19 protein-coding genes are annotated in these 21,075 nt (G+C 71.0%); 10 read left to right on the forward strand and 9 right to left on the reverse strand.

The features are described 5' to 3' along the window. Positions 1 to 5 precede the first annotated feature (5 nt). From QRX50_RS41500 to QRX50_RS41525, 6 genes are read left to right on the forward strand one after another with little or no spacing between them, the layout of a single operon-like run. On the forward strand, positions 6 to 965 hold the full coding sequence (locus QRX50_RS41500; RefSeq protein WP_285968550.1) for an ABC transporter permease: 960 nt from the start codon (positions 6 to 8) through the stop codon (positions 963 to 965). Next, the gene (locus QRX50_RS41505) at positions 965 to 2,947 is read left to right on the forward strand and encodes a dipeptide/oligopeptide/nickel ABC transporter permease/ATP-binding protein (RefSeq protein WP_285968551.1); all 1,983 of its coding nucleotides are present in this window, start codon (positions 965 to 967) and stop codon (positions 2,945 to 2,947) included. Before QRX50_RS41500 ends, QRX50_RS41505 begins: the two co-directional genes overlap by 1 nt. Continuing rightward, positions 2,944 to 3,909, forward strand: coding sequence for an oligopeptide/dipeptide ABC transporter ATP-binding protein (locus QRX50_RS41510; RefSeq protein WP_285968552.1), 966 nt, complete (start codon positions 2,944 to 2,946; stop codon positions 3,907 to 3,909). The genes QRX50_RS41505 and QRX50_RS41510 overlap by 4 nt, the downstream gene beginning before the upstream one ends. Next, a complete protein-coding gene (locus QRX50_RS41515) occupies positions 3,906 to 4,835 on the forward strand; it encodes a dihydrodipicolinate synthase family protein (protein WP_285968553.1) in 930 nt (309 codons plus the stop codon). The genes QRX50_RS41510 and QRX50_RS41515 overlap by 4 nt, the downstream gene beginning before the upstream one ends. Next, positions 4,836 to 6,833, forward strand: coding sequence for a beta-galactosidase (locus QRX50_RS41520; protein ID WP_285968554.1), 1,998 nt, complete (start codon positions 4,836 to 4,838; stop codon positions 6,831 to 6,833). Between the two features lie 19 nt (positions 6,834 to 6,852). After that, positions 6,853 to 8,715, forward strand: coding sequence for a sialidase family protein (locus QRX50_RS41525; protein WP_285968555.1), 1,863 nt, complete (start codon positions 6,853 to 6,855; stop codon positions 8,713 to 8,715). Between the two features lie 40 nt (positions 8,716 to 8,755). On the opposite strand, the gene QRX50_RS41530 is transcribed toward QRX50_RS41525, so the two are convergent. Next, entirely contained in the window at positions 8,756 to 9,568 is an 813-nt protein-coding gene (locus QRX50_RS41530) for a sulfite exporter TauE/SafE family protein (RefSeq protein ID WP_434533188.1), read from the reverse strand. Beyond that, the gene (locus QRX50_RS41535) at positions 9,565 to 10,299 is read right to left on the reverse strand and encodes a GntR family transcriptional regulator (protein ID WP_285968557.1); all 735 of its coding nucleotides are present in this window, start codon (positions 10,297 to 10,299) and stop codon (positions 9,565 to 9,567) included. The genes QRX50_RS41530 and QRX50_RS41535 overlap by 4 nt, the downstream gene beginning before the upstream one ends. Positions 10,300 to 10,493: 194 nt before the next feature. Between QRX50_RS41535 and QRX50_RS41540 the strand changes: the two genes are divergently transcribed. Then, positions 10,494 to 11,384, forward strand: coding sequence for a class I SAM-dependent methyltransferase (locus QRX50_RS41540; protein ID WP_285968558.1), 891 nt, complete (start codon positions 10,494 to 10,496; stop codon positions 11,382 to 11,384). Here QRX50_RS41540 and QRX50_RS41545 read toward each other — a convergent pair. Continuing rightward, on the reverse strand, positions 11,308 to 12,087 hold the full coding sequence (locus QRX50_RS41545) for an SGNH/GDSL hydrolase family protein (protein WP_285968559.1): 780 nt from the start codon (positions 12,085 to 12,087) through the stop codon (positions 11,308 to 11,310). The two genes, QRX50_RS41540 and QRX50_RS41545, sit on opposite strands and share 77 nt — an antisense overlap. A gap of 263 nt (positions 12,088 to 12,350) precedes the next feature. Here QRX50_RS41545 and QRX50_RS41550 point away from each other — a divergent pair, with 263 nt between their 5' ends. Next, positions 12,351 to 13,223 (forward strand): DUF2382 domain-containing protein, encoded by an 873-nt coding sequence (locus tag QRX50_RS41550; protein ID WP_285968560.1) that lies wholly within the window; start codon positions 12,351 to 12,353, stop codon positions 13,221 to 13,223. A 63-nt stretch (positions 13,224 to 13,286) separates the two neighbouring features. Next, the gene (locus QRX50_RS41555) at positions 13,287 to 14,381 is read left to right on the forward strand and encodes an LLM class flavin-dependent oxidoreductase (RefSeq protein ID WP_285968561.1); all 1,095 of its coding nucleotides are present in this window, start codon (positions 13,287 to 13,289) and stop codon (positions 14,379 to 14,381) included. On the opposite strand, the gene glgC is transcribed toward QRX50_RS41555, so the two are convergent. The 4 genes from glgC to QRX50_RS41575 form a co-directional block, all read right to left on the reverse strand. Beyond that, positions 14,378 to 15,595, reverse strand: coding sequence for a glucose-1-phosphate adenylyltransferase (gene glgC, locus QRX50_RS41560; RefSeq protein ID WP_285968562.1), 1,218 nt, complete (start codon positions 15,593 to 15,595; stop codon positions 14,378 to 14,380). The two genes, QRX50_RS41555 and glgC, sit on opposite strands and share 4 nt — an antisense overlap. Then, entirely contained in the window at positions 15,592 to 16,749 is a 1,158-nt protein-coding gene (gene glgA, locus QRX50_RS41565; RefSeq protein ID WP_285968563.1) for a glycogen synthase, read from the reverse strand. The genes glgC and glgA overlap by 4 nt, the downstream gene beginning before the upstream one ends. Positions 16,750 to 16,819: 70 nt before the next feature. Then, on the reverse strand, positions 16,820 to 17,464 hold the full coding sequence (locus tag QRX50_RS41570) for a hypothetical protein (RefSeq protein WP_285968564.1): 645 nt from the start codon (positions 17,462 to 17,464) through the stop codon (positions 16,820 to 16,822). A 61-nt stretch (positions 17,465 to 17,525) separates the two neighbouring features. Then, positions 17,526 to 18,311 carry a putative protein N(5)-glutamine methyltransferase gene (locus QRX50_RS41575; RefSeq protein WP_285968565.1) on the reverse strand — a complete coding sequence of 262 codons (786 nt, stop codon included), beginning with the start codon at positions 18,309 to 18,311 and terminating at the stop codon, positions 17,526 to 17,528. Between the two features lie 617 nt (positions 18,312 to 18,928). On the opposite strand from QRX50_RS41575, the gene QRX50_RS41580 reads away from it, so the two are divergent. Continuing rightward, the gene (locus tag QRX50_RS41580) at positions 18,929 to 19,705 is read left to right on the forward strand and encodes a PaaX family transcriptional regulator (protein ID WP_285974688.1); all 777 of its coding nucleotides are present in this window, start codon (positions 18,929 to 18,931) and stop codon (positions 19,703 to 19,705) included. On the opposite strand, the gene fdxA is transcribed toward QRX50_RS41580, so the two are convergent. After that, positions 19,702 to 20,040, reverse strand: a complete 339-nt coding sequence (gene fdxA / locus QRX50_RS41585; protein ID WP_285968566.1) for a ferredoxin — start codon at positions 20,038 to 20,040, stop codon at positions 19,702 to 19,704. The genes QRX50_RS41580 and fdxA overlap by 4 nt on opposite strands. Before the next feature lie 21 nt (positions 20,041 to 20,061). Beyond that, positions 20,062 to 21,069, reverse strand: coding sequence for an NAD(P)/FAD-dependent oxidoreductase (locus tag QRX50_RS41590; protein WP_285968567.1), 1,008 nt, complete (start codon positions 21,067 to 21,069; stop codon positions 20,062 to 20,064). Between the last annotated feature and the right edge of the window lie 6 nt (positions 21,070 to 21,075).

Here is a 21,075-nt window from a genome sequence, read left to right on the forward strand (position 1 = left end):
CCACCGTGATCGTCGTCGTGCGGATGCTGGCCTCTCGCATCCTCGCCCTGATCCCGCTGCTGCTCGGCGTGATCCTGTTCGTGTTCATCGTGATGCAGTTCTCCCCCGTGGACCCGGCGCTCGCCGCGTTCAACGGGGCGAACGCGACCGAGGCGCAGCTGGAGCAGTTCCGCCAGGCCAACGGGCTGCTCGATCCCCTGCCCCTGCAGTACGTGCACTTCGTGTGGCACCTGCTGCAAGGCGACTTCGGCACCAGCGTGATCACCAAGGAGCCGGTGGGCCAGACCATCGCCACCGCGCTCCCGCTCACCGTGCAGCTCACGCTGCTCGGGCTGCTGATCGCGCTCGTGCTCTCGGTCGTGCTCGGCGTGACGTCGGCGCTGTTCCGCGGCCGCTGGCCCGACCACCTGATCCGAGTGGTCACGCTGGCGGGCGTCGCGGCGCCGGCGTTCTGGATCGCGCTGCTGCTCGTGCAGTGGCTCGCCGTGGGCAAGGGCCTGTTCCCCACCAGCGGTTACGTGAGCCCGGCCGACTCGGTGTCGGGCTGGCTCAACTCGCTGACGCTGCCGGCGATCTCCCTGTCGCTGCCGGTCGCCGCGCAGCTCACGCGGGTGATCCGCACGTCAATGGTCGAGGAGCTGGACAAGGACTACGTGCGCACGGCCCGCGGCGGCGGCCTGCCGCCCGTGGTCGTGGTGGGCCGCAACGTGCTGCGCAACGCGCTGGTCAACCCGCTCACCGTGCTCGGCCTGCGCGTGGGCTACCTGCTCGGCGGCGCGGTGGTGATCGAGACGATGTTCGCGCTGCCCGGCATGGGCCAGAACATGATCCAGGCCGTGCAGGACGGCGACACGGCGAAGGTCCAGGGCTTCGTGATCACCATCGCCGTGGGCTTCGTGCTCGTGAACCTCATCGTCGACGTGCTCTACCTCATCGCCAATCCCCGACTGCGGAGCCACTCCTGATGCGCCCCGTCCTGCACGCGAACCTCACCGATCGGCTCTCGCGGCCCGGTGTGCGGTTCCGGAAACTCCCGCCCACGTCGTGGTTCGCGCTCGGCCTGCTCGTGGTGCTCGCGCTCGTCGCGATCCTCGGCACGCTGCTGGCCACGCACAACCCCGACGCGCTGTCCACCGACACCGGCGGCCCGAGCGCCGAACACTGGTTCGGCACCGACCAGTCGGGCCGCGACATCTTCTCGCGCCTGGTGGCCGGCACTCGCTGGTCGCTCGCGATCGGCCTCGGCGCCACGGTGCTCGCGCTGATCGCGGGCGTGGTGATCGGCTCGTTCGCCGCGACGTCCGGGCGCAAGTCCGACGCCGTGGTGATGCGCGTGATGGACGTGATCATGGCGTTCCCCGGCATCGCGCTCGCCGCGGTGCTGGTGGCCGTGTTCGGCCGCGGCATCCTCGTGCTGATCCTCGCCATCGGGTTCCTCAACATGGCTCCCGTCGCACGGGTGGTGCGCGCCAACGTGCTCGCGCAGTACGGCGAGGACTACGTGGCCGCCGAACGCGTGCTCGGCGCGAGACGGCTGTTCATCCTCGCCCGCCACGTCGCGGTCAACTGCGCGGCGCCGATCCTCGTGTACTGCACGGTGACGGTGGCCGACGCGATCGTGTTCGAGGCGTCGCTGTCGTTCATCGGCGCGGGCATCCAGCCGCCCAACCCGTCGTGGGGCTCGGTGCTGGCCGACGGCAAGGACCTCGTGCTGACGGGCGGCTGGTGGGCCACGTTGTTCCCCGGCCTGCTGATCCTGATCACGGTGCTGGCGCTCAACATCCTGTCCGAAGGCATCTCCGATGCGTGGGCCGCGCCGTCGGCCCGCAACGCGAAAGCCGGCGAGGTCGCCAAGAAGATCGAGGCGGAGAAGGCGGCCGAGAACACCGCACCGGTGCTGCCGCTCGCGGGCCTGCTCGAGGCCGGGCAGCGGCTGGCGGCGAAGGCCCGTGACCTCACCGGCCGCCGGGTCGTGCTGGAGGTGAAGGACCTCGCGATCAGCTTCCCCGACCGCCACAACGGCGTGAACGTGGTCGACGGCGTGTCCTTCACCGTGCGCTCCGGCGAGGTGCTGGGACTGATCGGCGAGTCGGGCTGCGGCAAGTCGCTCACCGCGCTGTCGATCATGGGCCTGCAGCCGGCGGCCGCGCGGCTCTCGGGCGAGGTCCTGTTCGAGGGCGCGGACCTGCTCACCATGAAGGCGGGCCCGCGCCGGCGCCACCTCGGCCACGACATCTCGATGATCTACCAGGACGCGCTGAGCTCCCTGAACCCGGCGATGACGATCCGGGCGCAGCTCAAGCAGTTCACCCGCCGCGGCGGCACGCGCACGCCGCAGGAGCTGCTGGAGCTGGTGAACCTGGACCCCGGCCGCACGCTGCGGTCCTACCCGCACGAGCTGTCCGGCGGACAGCGCCAGCGCGTGCTGATCGCCATGGCGCTCTCGCGCAGCCCGAAGCTGATCGTCGCCGACGAGCCGACCACGGCGCTCGACGTGACCGTTCAGGCGCAGATCATCAAGCTGTTGCTGCGCCTGCAGGAAGAGCTCGGCTTCGCGCTCATCCTCGTGTCGCACGATCTGGCGCTGGTCTCCGACGTCGCCGACCGCGTGGTCGTGATGTACGGCGGGCAGGTGGCCGAGACGGGCGCGACGGCCGAGGTCGTCGGCTCGCCGCGGCACCACTACACCCGCGGGCTGCTGTCCGCCGTGCTGTCGCTGGAGGAGAACGAGGCCACGCTCACCCAGATCAAGGGTGTCGTGCCCGCCCCGGCGGACTTCCCGCCCGGGTGCCGGTTCGCCGACCGCTGCCCGGCCGCGCGCGGCCATTGCTTCGAGGTGGCGCCGGAACCCGAGGGCCCCGAATCCGAGGGCACGGGCCACCTCGTCGCCTGCCACTACCCCGCCGAACGCACGACCCCGGCCGTCGTGGAAGGAGCACAGGTATGACACTGGTCGAAGTCGACGGCGTGCACGTGGTGCACCGCGTGCGCGCGGCGAGCCTGTTCGGGCGCGACAACGTCTACGCGCTCACCGAAGCGAACCTGGAGATCGCCGCCGGCGAGACGGTGGGTGTGGTCGGCGAGTCCGGCTGCGGCAAGTCCACGCTCGCCAAGGTGCTCGTCGGGCTGCAGAAACCGACCCGCGGCACCGTCCGCTACGGCGGCAAGCCACTGTCGGGCCTGCGCCCGGCCGAGCTGGGCCGCCACGTCGGTTTGGTCTTCCAGGACCCGGCCACGGCGCTCAACCGGCGCCTGCCCGTCGCGAAGATCCTGCGCGACCCGCTCGACGTGCACCACGTGGGCACGAACGCCGAACGCGCCGAGCGCGTGAAAGAGCTGATGGGCCTGGTCGGCCTGCCGAGCAGCGTCGCGGACGCGGTGCCCGCGCAGCTTTCGGGTGGACAACGTCAGCGCGTGGCCATCGCACGGGCGCTCGCGCTGCGGCCGGCGCTGCTCGTCGCCGACGAGCCGACGTCGGCGCTCGACGTGTCGGTGCGCGCGCAGATCCTCAACCTGCTCATCGACCTGCGCGAGAAGCTCGGTCTCGCCATGGTTTTCGTGTCGCACGACATCCAGACCGTGCGGCGCATGAGCGACCGGATCGTGACGATGTACCTCGGGCGGATCGTCGAGGAAGCCGCCGCCGAGGACCTGCCGGACGACGCGCGGCACCCGTACACGCGGGCCCTGTTCTCGGCCACGCCGAGCCTGCTGCACCCGGTCGAGCCAATCGTCCTCAGTGGACCCGTGCCGTCGGCGACCGCGCCGCCGAGCGGCTGCGCGTTCCACACCCGCTGCCCGAAGGCCACGGCAGAGTGCGCGTCGGCGCTGCCGCCGCTCACCGAGGCGGCCGGGCACAGCTACCGCTGCATCCACCCAGAGATCACCACCGGAGTGAACGCCTCATGACCGCGAAGAAGTTCGCCGGCATCATCCCCCCGCTGTGCACGCCGTTCAACGACGACTTCACCGTGGACACCGAGTCGCTGCGGCGCCACATCGAGTTCCAGCTCGACGCCGGCGTCCACGGCGTCTTCGTGCTCGGCTCGTCCAGCGAAGTCGCCTTCCTGCCCGACGCGCAGCGCCGCGAGACGATCGAGACGGCCGTGGACCAAGTCGCCGGCCGTGTGCCGGTACTGGCCGGCTGTATCGACATGACGACCCTGCGCGTGGCCGAGCACGTGAAGACCGCCGAGGAGGCAGGCGCCGACGCCATCGTCGTCACCGCGCCGTACTACACGCGCACGCACGTGGCCGAGATCGACCGGCACTTCCGGCTGCTGCACGAGAAGACGGCGCTGCCGATCTTCGCCTACGACATCCCCGTGGCCGTGCACACGAAGCTCGACCGCGAGCTCGTGCTGAGCCTCGCGGCCGACGGCGTGATCGCCGGCCTGAAGGACTCCAGTGGCGACGAGGCCGGCTTCCGTTTCGTGCTCAAGGAACGCCGCGAACGCGGCCTCGACGCCCTCGCCGTCTTCACCGGTTCGGAGCTGCTCGTGGACTCCGCGCTCGCGCTGGGCGCGGACGGCGCGGTGCCCGGGCTCGGCAACGTCGACCCGGTCGGCTACGTGCTGATCCACGACCACGTCCGCTCCGGCAACCCCCACGCCGCGCGCCGCGAGCAGGACCGCCTGCTGTCGCTGTTCACCATCACCGACGTCGCGCCGCCGAGCCGGATGGGGCGCGGGTCGGCGGCGCTCGGCGCGTTCAAAGCGGCGATGAAGATGCGCGGGTTCATCGACAACGCCGTGATGGCGCCGCCGCAGCTGCCGCTCAACGGCGACGAGCTGCTGCGCATCAAGCAGAAGCTGGCGGAAGCGGGGCTGCTCTAGATGGATCGCCTCTACTACGGCGGCGACTACAACCCGGAGCACTGGTCCCCCGAGGTGTGGGACGAGGACCTGAAGCTCATGGCCGAGGCGTCCGTCTCGATGGTCACGGTCGGGATCTTCTCGTGGGCGCAGGTGGAACCGCGGCCTGGCGAATACGACTTCGGCTGGTTCGACACCGTCATGGACAAGCTCGCGGCGGGTGGCGTCGACGCGTGCCTGGCCACCATGACGGCGTCGCCACCGCCCTGGCTTTCCCAGCGGCATCCCGAAATCCTGCCCGTGCGCGTGGACGGGACCCGGCTTTCGGCGGGGGCGCGGCAGCAGTTCTGCCCGTCGAGCCCCGTGTACCGCGAGCACGCGGCGCGGCTGGTGGAGCAGGTGGCCACGCGCTACGCCGGGCACCCGGCGCTGAAGATGTGGCACATCGGCAACGAGTTCGGCTGCCACATCCGGGCGTGCTACTGCGACGTCTCGGCCGCCGCGTTCCGCGACTGGCTGCGCGATCGGTACCAGAGCATCGAAGCGCTGAACGCGGCCTGGAGCACCACGTTCTGGTCGCAGCGTTACGGCGACTGGGCCGAGATCGAGCCGCCGCGCGTGGCGCCGACGTTCCCGAACCCCGCGCAGCAGCTGGACTACCACCGGTTCTCCTCCGACGCGTCGCTCGGCTGTTACCTCACCGAGCGCGAGGTGCTCTCGCGGGTGACGCCGGGCGTGCCGGTGACGACCAACTTCGTCGGCCTGGTGCAGAAAGCGCTCGACTGGCATTCCTGGACACCGCACGAGGACGTGGTGAGCCTGGATTCCTACCCCGATCCCTACGATCCGCGCGGGCACGTCGAAGCGGCGTTCGCCTACGACCTGGTCCGGTCCACGAAGGACGGCCAGCCGTGGCTGCTGCTGGAGCAGGCACCGAGCGCGGTCAACTGGCGCACGCGCAACAGCCCCAAGCCGCCGGGCGCGATGCGGCTCGGCAGCTGGCAGGCCGTGGCGCGCGGGGCCGCCGCCGTGCTGTTCTTCCAGTGGCGCCAGACCGCCGGCGGCGCCGAGAAGTTCCACTCGGCGATGGTGCCGCACGGCGGGCGCGACACGCGCGCGTACCGCGAGGTGGCCGACCTCGGCCGGGAGCTGGCGTCGGTGCCGCAGCTCGCCGGCAGCCGCGTGAAGGCCGACGTCGCGATCCTGCACGACTGGAACAGCTGGTGGGCCCTGGAGCTCGACTCGCACCCGTCGGACGACCTGCGCCAGCTCGACGCGCACCTCGCGCACTACGCGCCGCTCTTCGACGCCAACGTGACGTGTGACGTCGTGCGCCCGACCCGGGAACTGTCCGGGTACAAGCTCGTGGTGGTACCGAATCTGTACTTGATGGACGCCGGTGTCGCCGAGAATCTGCGGTCCTATGTGGCCGGTGGCGGGCACCTGGTGGTGTCGTTCTTCTCCGGCATCGTCGACGAGAACGACCGCGCGTACCTCGGCGGGTACCCGGCACCGTTGCGGGACGTGCTGGGCCTGAAGGTCGACGAGTTCTGGCCGTTGCCCGAGGGCGGCTCGATCGGGCTCTCCGTCGACGGGACCGGGGCTTCCGCCACGATCTGGTCGGAGTGGGTGGAAACCGAGGGGGCCTCGGTGGTCGCGACCTTCGGCGACGGTGAGCTCGCGGGCCGCCCGGGCGTGACGCGGAACACTTTCGGCGACGGCGTCGCCTGGTACCTAGCCACCCGGCCCGACGCGGCCACGCTGCGTGCGCTGCTCGACCGGATCACCGCCGAGGCCGGGGTGTCGCCCGTACTGCCCGGCCTGCCCGAGGGCGTCCAGGCCGTGGTCCGGCACGGCGCCGAAGGCCAGTACCTGTTCCTGCTCAACCACGGCGCCGAGGCGGTCACGGTCACACTGCCCTCGCCCGCGCCCGATCTGCTCACCGATCCCGGCCGCCCGACGGAAGCGGTGCTCCTGGCCCCGCGTGGGGTGGCCGTTCTACTGGGGAGTTTCACTTAGCCGAAGGGAAGAACGGGACATGAGACCGATCATCCGCTGGGCACTCGCGTTCGCGGTGCTGGTGTCCGGCGTGTTCGTGCCGGCGGCCGCGCAGGCAGCGCCCGTCCGATCGCAAGCCGCGGTTCCGCAGTTCGACCAGCAGGTACTCTTCAACCCCCATCAGGAGACGGGCTACGCCTGTTTCCGCATCCCCGCCATCGTCCGCAGCACGCACGGCACCCTCCTCGCCTTCGCCGAGGGCCGGCGCGACAACTGCGGCGACACCGGCGACATCGACCTCGTGCTCAAGCGCTCCACCGACGGCGGGCAGACGTGGTCGCCGCTTCAGGTCGTCAACCCCGGGGGCGGCGACACGCACGGCAACCCGGTGCCCATTGTGGACAGTCGTACGGGCCGGATCGTGCTGATCACCACGTACAACAAGGGCCGTGACGACGACAAGGCCTGCGACGTGCCGTGCCCGCGGACACCGCACTCGCAGTACAGCGACGACGACGGCCTGACGTGGTCGGCGCCAGTGGACATCAGCGCGCAGGCGAAGCTGCCGGCGTGGGACTCGTGGTACGCCTCAGGTCCGGTGCACGGCATCCAGCTCACGAAGGGCCGCCACGCGGGCCGGCTGGTGTTCGGGGTGAACGCGGAACGCAGTGACGGCACCAATTCCATCGAGAACTACGGGGCCCTGATCTACAGCGACGACTCCGGGCGCAGCTGGCACGTCGGCGCCGTCGACAGCTACCCCCACCCGGTGGGCGGCACGTATGCGCAGAAGCCTTCGGAGGTCAGCGTCGTCGAGCTGCCGGACGGCACGATCTACGCCGGCGGCCGCGAACAGGGCGGCACCGACGTCGGCAATCGCGACTACGCGCTGAGCCGCGACGGCGGGCAGACGGTCAGCAAGCGCTTCACCACGATCCCCGACCTGGTGACGCCGATGGTGCAGGGTTCCCTGCTGCGCCTGCAGCGGCCGGGCGGGGAGCGGATCCTGTCCGCCTCGCCGTCGGACACCGACCGGCGGCGCTGGATGATGGTCCGCTCGTCCTACGACAACGGCCGCACGTGGGAGGACGCCGAGCAGGGCACCCGGGTGACCGGCGACTGGTCCGGCTACTCCGACCTCGTGCAGCTGAGCGGCCCGGCCGACCGCGACGCGAAGATCGGCCTGATGTACGAGGGCGGCGCGGTCGACGCCCGCGACGAGATCCGCCTCGCGCGCCTCGACGAGAACTACCTGGGGTGGCGGCGTTCCGCCGGCCCGACGACCCCGGACGTCTCCCGGCCGGGCGCCGTCGCGTACGTGCTCGGCGGTGCTTCGGTGTCGCACGGCGCACTGCGGCTCGACGGCGTCGACGACTTCGTGCGGGTGCCGTTCTCACCGGCGCAGCTGCCGGGGTCGGGTGACTTCACCTTCACGACGTCATTCAGCTACGGCGCTTCGAAGGAGCCGCAGGCGTTGCTGTGGCTCGGCGGCATGGGCACCACGGCGCCGCAGCTGTGGCTGCGCGGTGAACCCGCCTCGCACCGGCTCATCGCCATGATGACCACGGCGGCGGGCAGCAAGTCGGTGACCACCGCACAGGCCTACGACGACCAGCAGTGGCACCACCTCGCGCTCGAACGCACCGGCGGCCGGCTGGAGATCTGGGTCGACGGGGTGCGCGCCGCGTCCGGGCCGGACTCACCCGGTTCGGTCAGTGAGACCGTGTCGTTCCAGCTCCAGCTCGGCGAACGCCTCGACGGCGTCAACCACTTCGCCGGCTCCCTCGACGACGCGCGGCTCTACCGCCGGGCGCTGCCGGAGTCCGAAGTGGACGCGGTCGCGGCCGGCCGGACGGTGTGGCCGGGTCCGGTGGCGCGGCTGCCGTTCGACCGGGTGCGCTGAGGTTGCCGCGGGGCTGGAACCGGTCTCTCCCGAAACGGCTTCAGCCCCGCAGCACCAGGTAGGGCGCGACGGCCAGCAACGCGACCACGAGCGCGATCCGCAGCTTTTTCGTCGGCAACGCGTGCGCGATCTTCCAGCCGATGAGCACCCCCGCCAGCTCCGGCACCCCGACAACGGCCGCCAGCCGCCAGTCGACGGCCCCGTTCGCGAGATACCCGACCGCCCCCGCCGTCGCGATCACCACCGACTGCACCTGCGCCGCCGCCAGCGCCTCCAGCATCGGTAACCCCACCACCACGAGCACCGGCACGGTCAGCATCGGCCCACCCACCCCCACCAACCCGGCCGCGACCGCCACGCCGGCGCCGATCCCCAGCACCAAGCCCGCCGACGGCTCCCGCCCCGGCATCGAGCCCGCCGACAGCTCCCGCCCCTCCGGCGGCATCAAGCCCATCGACCGCTCTCGCTTCTCCACCGGCCGCCGCAGCACCACCAACGCCGCCACCACCACGGCGAACACCCCGAGCACCACTCCGAACCACCGCGCGGACACCAGCGAGTTCAGCAGAACCCCGACCGGCGTCCCCACCATCGCGACCCCCGCCAGCAGCCCCGCGACCCTCCTCGTGTGCCGCTCCCGCAACTGCCCGGACCTGACATAGGCCCCACTCCCGGCCACCCCCGTCGCCACATGCGTGACGATCGCCGTCCCCGCCACCTGCGCCGGTCCCAGCGGCGTCAACAGGAACAACGCGATCGTCGGCAGTACCCCGCCCGGCCCGATCGCCGTGATGCCGATCCCGCCTGCCAGCCCGAAAAGCGCGAGCAGAACGTCGGTGGTCACGCTCGTCATGCCGGGCCCCGGTGCAGTGTCGCGCGCAGGGTGAGCCGGTCCGCGCGGATGTGGAGGGTTTCGGCGTCCACGGGGCGGCCGTCGTCGAGGTGGGTCAGGCGGTCGAGAGCGAAGACGGCCGTGCCGGGGGCGACGTCCAGCAACGCGGCCGTGTCCGGGCCGGCGGTCACGGCGTGGACCACCACGTCGGCGCGGCCGAGGCGGCGGCCGCTGGTTTCCTCGATGAGGGCGAACAGGTCGCGGCCCGCGAGGTCGTGGTCGAGCAGCGGGACGCCGATGTCGGCGGTCAGGTAGGTGGTGTCCAGCGACAGCGGCACGCCGCCGAGCCGGCGCAGGCGTTCGAGGTGGACGGCGGGTGCACCGGGAACCAGCCCGAGCCGTTCGGCGGTCGCGGGTGGGGGCGTGACGATGCCGACCGAGCGGACCTCGTTCACGACGTCGCCGTAGCCGTCGAGGGCTTCGGCGAGGCCGACGAGCCGGTCGAGGCCGTGGCCGTACTTCGGGTGCACCACGAGGGTGCCGACACCCTGGCGCCGCTCGACGAGGCCTTCGGCGCGAAGCAGGCCGAGGGCCTCGCGCACGGCGTTGCGCGTGGCGCCGAGCTGGGTGCCGAGGGTGTGCTCGTCGGGCAGCGGGCCGTCGTCGAAGGCGCCGGCGGTGATGCGCTGGCGCAGGACGTCGGCGACCTGCCGGGCGCGCTCGGCGCGGGGCCGGGGAGACGAAGTTTCCACCTGCGCGACCGTACCCGGATCCGCATTACGCCAGGGTTACGCCACCTGCCCTGACCTGTGCAAACCCGGTGACCAGCGACAAAGACGGAAGCCCGCCGCGTTCCGCCACCGCCACTGGGTCGTGACCCCGTGGACCTTGTGAAAAAGATCTATCTGTGCTGTCTTTGAACGCTTGTCGACTAGGGTCGTCCCCCGTGAGCGAACCCAGCTTCACGGCCCTCACCGCGGCCGCCGCTCGCGCCGCGCACCTGATCGTCGACGTGGAGCCCAAGATCTTCGCCGACGAGTTCGCCGCGCCCCTGCTCGGCGACTACGGCGACCAGCTCCTCGCCTACCACCGCGACAACCGCGAAGACCCGATCCTCGCCGGCGGCCGCACCCAGGTGCTCTGCCGCAGCCGCTACACCGAAGCCCAGACAGCGACCCAGAGCGTGGTCCTCGGCGCCGGCCTCGACACCTCCGCGTACCGCGCGCCGAACACCGCCGTGTTCGAAGTGGACCTCCCGCGGACGCAGGAGTGGAAACGCGCGCAGCTGACGAACGCGGACCTCCCCGAACCCGCGAACCGCACCTTCGTCCCACTGGACCTCGCGACCGGCGACCTCGTCGAAGCCCTCGTCAAGCACGGCTTCGACCTCGCTCGGCCGACCCTGGTCAGCTGGCTCGGCGTCACGATGTACCTCACCGAAGCCGCCATCACCCGCACGCTGCGCGCCGTTGCCGGCCTCGCCCCGGGCACGCAGCTCGTCGCCGACTACGTGCTCCCCGCGCAGCTGCGCGACGACGCCGGCGCGCACTACGCCGACGCCGTCTCCCAGGTCGCCGAGCGGGCCGGCGAACCCTGGCGCAGCTACTTCTCCCCCGGCGAGCTCACGCACCTGCTGCGGGACAACGGTTTCGGCACCGTCCGGCACGTCCACCAGCGCGACCACGACGTGTGGCCGCGCCCCGACGCGCTACGTCCCGCGGAGCTGTTCGTGCTCGCCCACGCGACCGTCCAGCGGAACCTCAGCCGCAGATGCTGCCCAGGCTCGCGGTCCAGCCCCACCACATGCCGTACTCGGCGAGGTTGCCCGCGTCGTTGAGGTGGATGTTGTCCGACGTCCACGGGCTGGGGTTGGGCAGGTTCGCCGAGCCGGCCGACGGGATGTACTGGCGCAGGTCCACGAGCGCGGTGCCCTTCGCGACCGCCGTCTGGTAGATCACCGACGCGTATTGGTCCCAGGTGTACTTCTGGGTGTTGCCGCCGTACGGGTTCGGCGTCCACTTGAGCTCGGCGTAGATCGACATGAGGATGTCGACGCCCCCCGGTCGGGAGGCGCGGATGCCGTCGATGACGTTGTTCAGGTCGGCCTGGAACTTGGCCGGGTCGTTCTGCGCCCACAGGTCGTTGCCGCCGAGGTCGACGAGGACCAGGTCGGGCTGCTTGGCGGCCATGTCGGCCATCGCACCGGTCGTGCCCGCCCAGCGGCCGCCGGGCAGGTAGTCGGCGGCGAGGGCGCCGTTGTGCGAGTAGTTCTGCACGTTGGTCCCCCACTCGGCGCGGACGCCGTTGGCGAACTTCGTGGTCCAGCCGTAGGTGGTGGAAGACCACGTGTCCGTGGTGGACTGGTAGCCGGTCGAGCCGTAACCCGTGTCGGCCGAGGTGCCGATGATGGCGACGTTGGCTTTACGGGCGCACCAGCTTCTTTCCTGGGCGGCGTCGGCGGAGACCGTGGCGGACATCGCGAGGCCGAGACTCACCAGCGTCAGCAGCGCGGTGAATCTCGCGATCGTGGTTTTGCGCATCGTCGGGGACCTTTCGGGGATGCGGGAGCGTCTGCGCCTGAATCGCTCCACACCGGACAGTTGTTACCTGACCAGGTGAGCTTCGGCTGCGAACCGCGACTGTCCGGGCAGCCGGTAGGCCCGCGCGTTACCCCGAACGAAGTGCGCCAAACGTTTTCTTTCCGGGGTCACCCACCGGCACAACGGGGAGTTGCCGTGATCGACAACACGTCCGACGGTGGAGATCAGCAGCGGAAATCCCAGCGAGAGAGGACGTGAGTGTCATGGCCGGCACCCTGCAGCCCCAGCAACTGATGGACAGCGCGGTGGTTGATCCGGACGGCAACAAGATCGGCAAGGTCGGCAACGTCTACCTCGCCGACGCCACCCGGGAACCCGAGTGGATCACCGTGAAAACCGGGTTGTTCGGCAGCAAGGAGAGCTTCGTGCCGCTCTCGGGCGCGAACGTCGACAACGACGGAATCCACGTGAACGTCGCGAAGGACCAGGTCTCGGAGGCGCCGCGGATCGACGCCGACGGGCACCTCTCGTCCACGGAGAGCGCCGACCTGTACCGCCACTACGGCCTGCCGATGCCGCGCACGGCACCGGACGCGAACGCCGGACGGGGCAAACAGGACACAGCCGCGGGTCGCGGCAAGCAGGACATGACGACCGGCCGGGGCAAAATGGACACCGCGGCCGGCCGTGGCACACAGGGCTCGGCGATGGCTCGTGACGGGCGATCGAGGACCGAGGGCCGCACGGACGCCGGAACCCGCGGCGAGGAGATGATCCGGTCCGAGGAGCGCCTGCACGTCGGCACCGAACAGGTCGAGACCGGGCACGTGCGGCTGCGCAAGTACGTCGTGACCGAGGAGCAGCAGGTCACCGTCCCAGTGAGCCACGAAGAGGTCCGCCTCGAGCGCGAGCCCATCACCGACGCGCGCGGCGGGACCGGTGGTGCCGAGCTCGGCGAGCAGGAGCAGGACGTGGTGCTGCACGCCGAGAAACCGGTGATCAGCAAGGAAACCGTGCCCGTCGAGCGCGCGCGGCTGAACACCGAGACGGTCACCGAGGAGCAGACCGTGAAGGGCGAGGTCCGCAAGGAGCAGTTCGACCTGCAGGACGACGCCAAGAAGCGCGGCAAGCACTGACGGAATACCCGCCTCCCGCTCCCGGTTCAGTTGATGCATCAACCTCGGGAGCGGGAGGCTTTCATGCAGTTCGGGATCTTCACGGTCGGCGACTTGGCGCTCGACCCGGTGTCGGGGACGACACCCAATGAGCACGAGCGGATCAAGCGGATGGTCGAGCTGGCCGTGCACGCGGAGCAGGCCGGGCTCGACGTGTTCGCGACGGGCGAGCACCACAACCCGCCGTTCGTGCCGTCGTCGCCGACCACGATGCTCGGCTACACCGCGGCCCGGACCAGCCGGATCGTGCTGTCGACCTCCACCACGCTGATCACCACCAACGACCCGGTGAAGATCGCCGAGGACTACGCGATGCTGCAGCACCTCGCGGACGGCCGAGTCGACCTGATGATGGGCCGTGGCAACACCGGGCCGGTCTACCCGTGGTTCGGCAAGGACATCCGCGACGGGATCGCGCTCGCAGTGGAGAACTACGCCCTGCTGCGCCGGCTCTGGCGTGAGGAGCTCGTGGACTGGGAAGGCAGGTTCCGCACCCCGCTGCAGGGCTTCACCGCCACCCCGCGTCCGCTCGACGGCGTGCCGCCGTTCGTGTGGCACGGCTCGATCCGCAGCCCGCAGATCGCCGAGCAGGCCGCCTACTACGGTGACGGGTTCTTCCACAACAACATCTTCTGGCCGAAGGACCACACCCAGCGGATGATCGAGCTCTACCGCACCCGCTTCGAGCACTACGGCCACGGCACGGCTGAGGAAGCCATCGTCGGCCTCGGCGGCCAGACGTACATGCGCCCGAACTCGCAGGACGCCCTCCGCGAGATCCGCCCGTATTTCGACCGCTCCCCCATCTACGGTGGCGGGCCGTCGCTCGAGCAGACGATGGAGCAGACCCCGCTGTCGGTCGGCAGTCCGCAGCAGGTCATCGAGCGCACGCTGGCTTTCCGCGACTACGCCGGCGACTACCAGCGTCAGCTCTTCGCCGTGGACGGCATGGGCATCCCGCACAAGGCGGCGCTGGAGCAGATCGACATCCTCGGCGAGCAGGTGGTTCCCGTCCTGCGCGCGGAGTTCGCCAAGAACCGCCCGGCGAACGTCCCGGACGCGCCCACGCACGCCGCCCTCGTGGCGGCCGCGCGGACCGACGTCGAACAGCCGGCCTAGATCGCCGATTCTCCCTTGCCCAGCACCACGATCCCGCCCGAGCTCACGTGGTAGTGCTCGCGGTCGCGGGCGAGGTCGACGCCGATGTGGGCGCCCGGCGGCACGACGACGTTCTTGTCGAGGATCGCCCGGCGCACCACGGCGCCGCGGCCCACGCGGGCACCGTCCAGGATCACCGAACCCTGGACGACCGCGCCGTTTTCGACGACGACGTCCGGGGAGAGCACGGAGTCCACGACCTGGGCGCCGGAGATGATGCAGCCGTTGCTGATGATCGACTGCCCGGCGCTGCCGCCCTCCACGAACTTCGCCGCGGCGCGCTGGCCCGGGTAGGACAGGATCGGCCACTTGCGGTTGTAGAGGTTGAAGATCGGGTACGTCGAGATCAGGTCGGTGTGGGCGTCGTAGTAGCTGTCGATGGTCCCGACGTCGCGCCAGTAGCCGTGGTCGCGTTCGCTCTCGCCGGGCACGACGTTGCCGCTGAAGTTGTAGACGGCGGCCTGGCCCTTGTCCACGAGAGCGGGGATGATGTCGCGGCCCATGTCGTGTTTGGACCCGACGTTCTTCGAGTCCGCGTGCAGCGCGTCGAGCATCACCTGCGTGGTGAACACGTAGTTGCCCATCGACACGTATGCCTCGTCGGGCGAGTCCGGCAGGCCCGGCGGATCGTCGGGCTTCTCGAGGAACGCGTCGATCTTCGTGCCGTCGCCGGTCTGGATCACGCCGAACGCGCTCGCCTCCGCCCGCGGCACGCGGATGCCCGCCACGGTCACGCCGGCGCCCGACGCGATGTGCTCGTCGATCATCTGGCGCGGGTCCATGCGGTAGATGTTGTCGGCGCCGAACACCGCGATGTAGGCGGGCGACTCGTCGTAGACCAGGTTGAGGCTCTGGTGGATCGCGTCGGCGCTGCCCTGGAACCACCGCGGGCCCAGGCGCTGCTGCGCGGGCACCGGCGTCACGTACTCGCCGGTCAGCGACGAGAGCCGCCACGTGGTGGAGATGTGGCGGTCGAGCGAATGCGACTTGTACTGCGTGAGCACGCAGATCCGCCGGATCCCGCCGTGGACGAGGTTCGAGAGCACGAAGTCGATGAGGCGGTGCACGCCGCCGAAGGGCACCGCGGGTTTGGCCCGGTCGGCCGTGAGCGGCATGAGCCGTTTGCCCTCGCCACCGGCCAGCACGATCCCCAGGACATCCGATCCGTCGATCACGAAACCCTCCCGCACGCCTCGTAGATCGCGACCGTCCTCGCGGCGATCGCCGCCCAGCCGAACTCTCCCACGGCGCGGTCGCGCCCGGCCAGACCCAGCGCGGCGGCCCGAGCGGGATCCGCGACCAGCTCGTTGATGCGCCGCGCGAGCCCCGCCTCGAACGCCGCGGTGTCGTTCTCGTCGTAGTGCACGAGCAGTCCCGTCGCGCCGTCGTCGACGACCTCGGGGATCCCGCCGACGTCGCTGGCCACCACCGCCGTGCCGCACGCCATCGCCTCGAGGTTCACGATGCCCAGCGGCTCGTACACCGACGGGCAGACGAACACCGTCGCGTGCGTCAGCAGCTGCACCACCTCGGGGCGCGGCAGCATCTCGGGAATCCAGTGCACGCCGGTGCGCTTCTCCTGCAGCTCCGCGACGAGACCACGGAACTCGGCGTCGAGCTCCGGCGTGTCGGCGCCGCCGGCGCACAGCACGAGCTGCACGTCCTCGGCGAGCTCGGAGCCGGCGCGCACCAGGTGCGGCACGCCCTTCTGCCGCGTGATGCGCCCGACGAACAGCGCGTACGGCCGGTCCGGGTCGATGCCGTGCTTGGCCAGCACGTCTCGGCCGGGGTCGGGGCGGTAGAGCGTGGTGTCGATCCCGTTGTGCACCACGTGCACCCGCGCGGGGTCGACGGCCGGGTACGCGGTGAGCACGTCTTCGCGCATGCCCGCGCTCACGGCGATGATCGCGTCGGCCGCCTCATACGCGTCCTTCTCGATCCACGAGGACACGCGGTAGCCGCCGCCGAGCTGCTCGGCCTTCCACGGACGCAGCGGTTCGAGCGAGTGCGCGGTGATCACGTGCGGGATGCCGTGGGCGAGCTTCGCGAGGTGGCCGCCGAGGTTCGCGTACCAGGTGTGGCTGTGGGCGAGGTCGTGCCCGGCCAGCGCGTCGGCCATCGACACGGCGATGTCCATGGTCGCGAACGCGGTCTGGGCGTAGCCGTGCGGATCGCGGTGGCCGTGGGCGCCGTCGTCGCGGTCCGGTCCCCAGCAGTGCACGTCCAGGTCGACCAGCGACCGCAGTTCGCGGGACAGGAACTCGACGTGCACCCCCGCTCCGCCATAGACGTCCGGCGGGTACTCCCGGGTGAGCAGGCCGACCTTCATGCCCCGACCCTAAACGGCGCGGGCTGGGAAGTGCAGTACGGGGAAGCGACCAATCCGTGTCGTGATCGACTCACCGAGCTCTCGTCCCGGTGACCGGGCCGACGCGGTCGACGGCGGGCAGGCGCAGCCCGTGGTGGGCGAGTTCGCGGGCGGCGAGGCCGGCGACGACGTCGGGATCGCGCTCGCGCCAGCCCGTGGTGAGGTCGCCGGCGCGAACCTTGCGCGGCAGGGGCCGCGTGACGAGCGCGCGCAACGCGAGCAGGTCGAGTCCTTCGGCGCCCTGGCGGCGCAACCGGGCCGCGTCCGTCGCGCCGCGAGTGAAGCGCCACCGCAGCGGCAGCCACGAGACCAGCAGGAACACCAGCGGCACGGAGACGACCAGCACCGCGAGCCACCACGCGAGGTCCTCGACGGCGGTGATCTGCCAACGGCCCGCGTCGGCAAGTTCGGTGCCGGCCGCCGATCCCGAGTGGAGCGCGTCGGCGAGCGGGTGGCCGATCAACGGCACCTGGCCGGCCTTGTCCGCGGCCGCGTCGAACGTGGCGCGCAGCCCGGAACCCGCGTCGACGAGCCCGTCGCCCGGCGCGCGCAGGCGCATGACCTCGTCGTACACGCGCACCGCCAGCCACACCGCGAACGCGAGCAGCCCGAACGCGAACACGTCGCTGAGCACCTGCGCGGTGCGGCGGACCGGGCGGTCGGCGTAGACCTTCATCGGAGCCCCTCACTCTCGCGGCCCCGGCCAACTACCCGGGCCGTCGCCCGGCGAACCACGGTTACTCCTTGTGCAGCAACGGCTTCCGCTCGCCGACGACCACCGTCGCCCCGAGGTCTTCCGACTCCTCGACCCACGCGCGCAGCCCCACCTGCGCCAACGCCGCGACGGCCGACTCCGCCTGCCGCTCGCTCGTCTCGAACAGCACGCGGCCACCGGGCGCCAGCCACTGCGGAGCCTCCGTGACGACGCGCCGCAGCACGTCGAGCCCATCGGCTCCCCCGTCCAGCGCCACGAGCGGCTCGTGTTCGCGCGCCTCGGGCGGCAGCAGCGCGACCTCGCCGCTCGGCACGTACGGCACGTTCGAAATCAGCACTTCGACCCGGCCGCGCAACCGCTCGGGTACGGGTTCGAACAGGTCACCTTCGTACACCGCACCGTCGATGTTCGAACGCGCACATCGCACCGCTACCGGATCGACATCCGCTGCGTGAAGTTCCACACCGGGCACCTCGGCCGCCACCGTCGCCCCGAGCGCGCCGGACCCGCAGCACAGGTCGAGCACCACCGCGCCCGGCCGCGCGAACCCCGCCGCCAGCCGCACGAGCAGCTCCGTGCGGTGCCGCGGCACGAACACGCCCTCGGCCACCACGAACCGCCGCCCGGCGAACTCCGCCCAGCCGACCACGTACTCCAGCGGCTCACCCTCGACGCGCCGCCGCACCAACGTCTCCAGCGCCGCGGCGTCCCCCGCCGCCGCCTCGCCGAGCACCCGCGCTTCCTCCTCGGCGAACACACAGCCCGCCGCCCTCAACCGCGCGACCACCGACTCGACATCCCAGGACACCAGCAACCAAAAACCTTTCCACCGCAAGAAAACCCGACCGAACCGACCGCCGGCGACCGCCACCCCACCAACCGCCACGAACACACCCGACCGGGGATCCACCCAGCCCCTCCCCCACCCCGATCCGAAGCCTCCACACGGTTCGGGGGCAGTTGTCAACGTACTCTTTCCAGCCTTGACAACTGCCCCCGAACCGTAGTGACACTCGACCTTCGGGGTGCCGTCTCCCTTACCATTCCCACCTCCGAAGCCGCACCCGGAGCTCACCCGGCTCACCACGCAACCCGCCGGCCGACGCCGTACTGCGCGCCGACAGCGACGTCGCCAAGCTCGTACGCGGGGAAGAACCCGAACGCCTCGCCAAACTGGAAATCTCGATGCTCTAAACCGTCCGGCCACCGGCACGAAAACGTCCGGGGAAGTTCAGGCAGGAGGCCTTGCGAGGAGAGCAGGCGTTCTCCCGTAGGTCGTACGCCTGGGCACCGCCAACCGGGTAATCTGACCAGACGCTTGTACCAGTTTTGCTCCCGGAAGGCGGTGATCTGCAGGTGGCGGCCACCCGGCCCACCGTCACACGGCGGCGCGAACTGGCGCACACCAGTGCGCGGTCGCTGCTCATGACGGTGCTCGGCGAGTACGTGCTGCCTCGCCAGGATCCGGTCTGGACGTCGTCGCTGGTCGACGCCCTCGCGTTGTTCAAGGTCGAGGAGAAGTCCGCCCGCCAGGCGCTCGCCCGCGCGTCCGGCGAGGGCTGGCTGAAGTCCGAACGCGCCGGCCGGCGCGTGCGCTGGCTGCTGACCCCACCGGGGCGCCGCCTGCTGAGCGAAGGCGCCGAGCGCATCTACGGGTTCGGCCGCCAGACCGGCGAGTGGGACCGTTCGTGGCTGGTGCTGCTCGTGTCCGTGCCCGAATCCCAGCGCGACCTGCGCCACCGCATGCGCACCCGGCTGAGCTGGGCGGGCTTCGGCTCCCCCGCGCCGGGCGTGTGGATCAGCCCGAACGTCGGCGCCGAGCCCGAGGCGGCCCGCCTCGTTTCAGAGCTCACCGACGGCGGGCAGGCCATGTCGTTCGTCGCGAGCTACGCCGAGATCGGCGACGAGCAGCAGATGGTCGCGCGCGCCTGGGACCTGCGCGAGCTCGAACACCACTACGAGCGCTTCATCGACGAGTTCACCGGCCTCGCGCCGCGTTCGGGCGAAGCCGTGCTGCTCGCGCAGACGCGGCTGGTGCACGAGTGGCGCCGCTTCCCGTTCCTCGACCCGGACCTGCCGCGCAACCTCCTGCCCGACCGCTGGAGCGGCACGCAGGCGGCCGAGCTGTTCCACACCCGCCATGCCGAGTGGCGCGACGAGGCCCAGGAGCACTGGGACTCCTTGGTCGAGAACGGCGGCTAGCGCGGCTCGTATTCCGACACCAGCGCCGTGTCCGCGCCGGCCGGGCCGAACGACATCGCACCGCCGGGCTGGCCGATGGGCGCGTCGCGGCCGGGCAGGGCTTCGGTGAAGAAGCGGCGGTTGTCCTCGGCGAAGGCGGCGTATTCATCGGGCACGTGCCGGTCCTGCGAGATCGCCTCGACCGGGCACGCGGGTTCGCAGTTGCCGCAGTCGATGCACTCGAATGGGTTGATGTAGAGCTTGCGTTCGCCTTCGTAGATGCAGTCGACGGGGCACTCCTCCATGCAGGAGCGGTCGGTGATGTCGATGCACGGTTCGGCGATGACGTACGGCATGTTCTTCTCTCCCAACGGTTTTCAGACGCGAGCGGGGGCGGGCTCGTCGGTGGAGTGGCCGGGGAACACCGGCGCGGCGGGGTCGAGGTGGTGCGCGGCGTTGTTCACGGCCGTCGCCGCTTCGCCGAAGCCGACGGCGATGAGGCGCACCTTGCCGGGGTAATCGTTGATGTCGCCGGCGGCGAAGATCCCGGGGACCGAGGTGGCCATGGCCGCGTCGACCGGGATGTGGCGGCGGTTCTCGACGTCGATGCCCCACCGCAGCAGCGGCCCGAGGTTGGCGGTGAACCCGAGCGCGGCGATGATCCGCCCGCACGGCAACGTCCGCGCGCCTTCGCCGCTCTTGACCTCGACGCCGGCGACCTCCGAGGTACCGAGGACCCGCGAGACTTCCGAGTTGACGACCAGTTCCACGCCGAGCTTCCGCACAGCTGCGACGGTCGTCGGATGGGCGCGAAAGGTTTCGCGCCGGTGCACGAGCTTCACGGACTTCGCGACCGGGTGCAGCGCGAGCGCCCAGTCGAACGCCGAGTCGCCGCCGCCGACGATCACCACGTCGGTGCCGGCGTAGTCGTCGAGGTGGCGCACGAAGTAGGCCAGGCCGTCGCCCTCGAACGCGGCCGCCGGCACGAGCGGGCGCGGGGTGAAGGTGCCGATGCCGCCGGTCACGATCACCGCGCGCGCCTCGATGCGCGTGCCGAGGTGCGTGGTCACGGCGAAGCCGTCCGGGCCGCGCTCCAGCACGTCGGCGCGGTGGCCGAGCAGGTACCGCGGCCCGAACGGCGCGGCCTGCTCCAGCAGCCGCTCGACCAGGTCGCGCCCGCGGACGGACGGGAACCCGGCGACGTCGAAGATCTGCTTCTCCGGGTACATCGCGGTGATCTGCCCGCCCGGCTCGGGCAGCGAGTCGACGACGGCGACCGACAGGCCGCGGAAGCCGGCGTAGTAGCCGGCGTAGAGGCCGGTGGGCCCGGCGCCGACCACGAGCACGTCGGCGCTGACGACCGGCGGAGTGTCCGGAGTGGACATTCTGCG

This window comes from Amycolatopsis sp. 2-15 (genome assembly GCF_030285625.1).
In the GTDB taxonomy this organism is placed as follows: Bacteria; Actinomycetota; Actinomycetes; order Mycobacteriales; family Pseudonocardiaceae; genus Amycolatopsis; species Amycolatopsis carbonis.

Excerpts from the sequence above, each read along its gene's own strand:
- QRX50_RS41505 (WP_285968551.1), top strand. The coding sequence starts at position 965 with ATGCGCCCCGTCCTGCACGCGAACCTCACCGATCGGCTCTCGCGGCCC.
- QRX50_RS41510 (WP_285968552.1), top strand. The coding sequence starts at position 2,944 with ATGACACTGGTCGAAGTCGACGGCGTGCACGTGGTGCACCGCGTGCGC.
- QRX50_RS41515 (WP_285968553.1), top strand. The coding sequence starts at position 3,906 with ATGACCGCGAAGAAGTTCGCCGGCATCATCCCCCCGCTGTGCACGCCG.
- QRX50_RS41520 (WP_285968554.1), top strand. The coding sequence starts at position 4,836 with ATGGATCGCCTCTACTACGGCGGCGACTACAACCCGGAGCACTGGTCC.
- QRX50_RS41525 (WP_285968555.1), top strand. The coding sequence starts at position 6,853 with ATGAGACCGATCATCCGCTGGGCACTCGCGTTCGCGGTGCTGGTGTCC.
- QRX50_RS41530 (WP_434533188.1), bottom strand. The coding sequence starts at position 9,568 with ATGACGAGCGTGACCACCGACGTTCTGCTCGCGCTTTTCGGGCTGGCA.
- QRX50_RS41545 (WP_285968559.1), bottom strand. The coding sequence starts at position 12,087 with ATGCGCAAAACCACGATCGCGAGATTCACCGCGCTGCTGACGCTGGTG.
- QRX50_RS41550 (WP_285968560.1), top strand. The coding sequence starts at position 12,351 with ATGGCCGGCACCCTGCAGCCCCAGCAACTGATGGACAGCGCGGTGGTT.
- QRX50_RS41555 (WP_285968561.1), top strand. The coding sequence starts at position 13,287 with ATGCAGTTCGGGATCTTCACGGTCGGCGACTTGGCGCTCGACCCGGTG.
- glgA (WP_285968563.1), bottom strand. The coding sequence starts at position 16,749 with ATGAAGGTCGGCCTGCTCACCCGGGAGTACCCGCCGGACGTCTATGGC.
- QRX50_RS41570 (WP_285968564.1), bottom strand. The coding sequence starts at position 17,464 with ATGAAGGTCTACGCCGACCGCCCGGTCCGCCGCACCGCGCAGGTGCTC.
- QRX50_RS41580 (WP_285974688.1), top strand. The coding sequence starts at position 18,929 with ATGACGGTGCTCGGCGAGTACGTGCTGCCTCGCCAGGATCCGGTCTGG.
- fdxA (WP_285968566.1), bottom strand. The coding sequence starts at position 20,040 with ATGCCGTACGTCATCGCCGAACCGTGCATCGACATCACCGACCGCTCC.
- QRX50_RS41590 (WP_285968567.1), bottom strand. The coding sequence starts at position 21,069 with ATGTCCACTCCGGACACTCCGCCGGTCGTCAGCGCCGACGTGCTCGTG.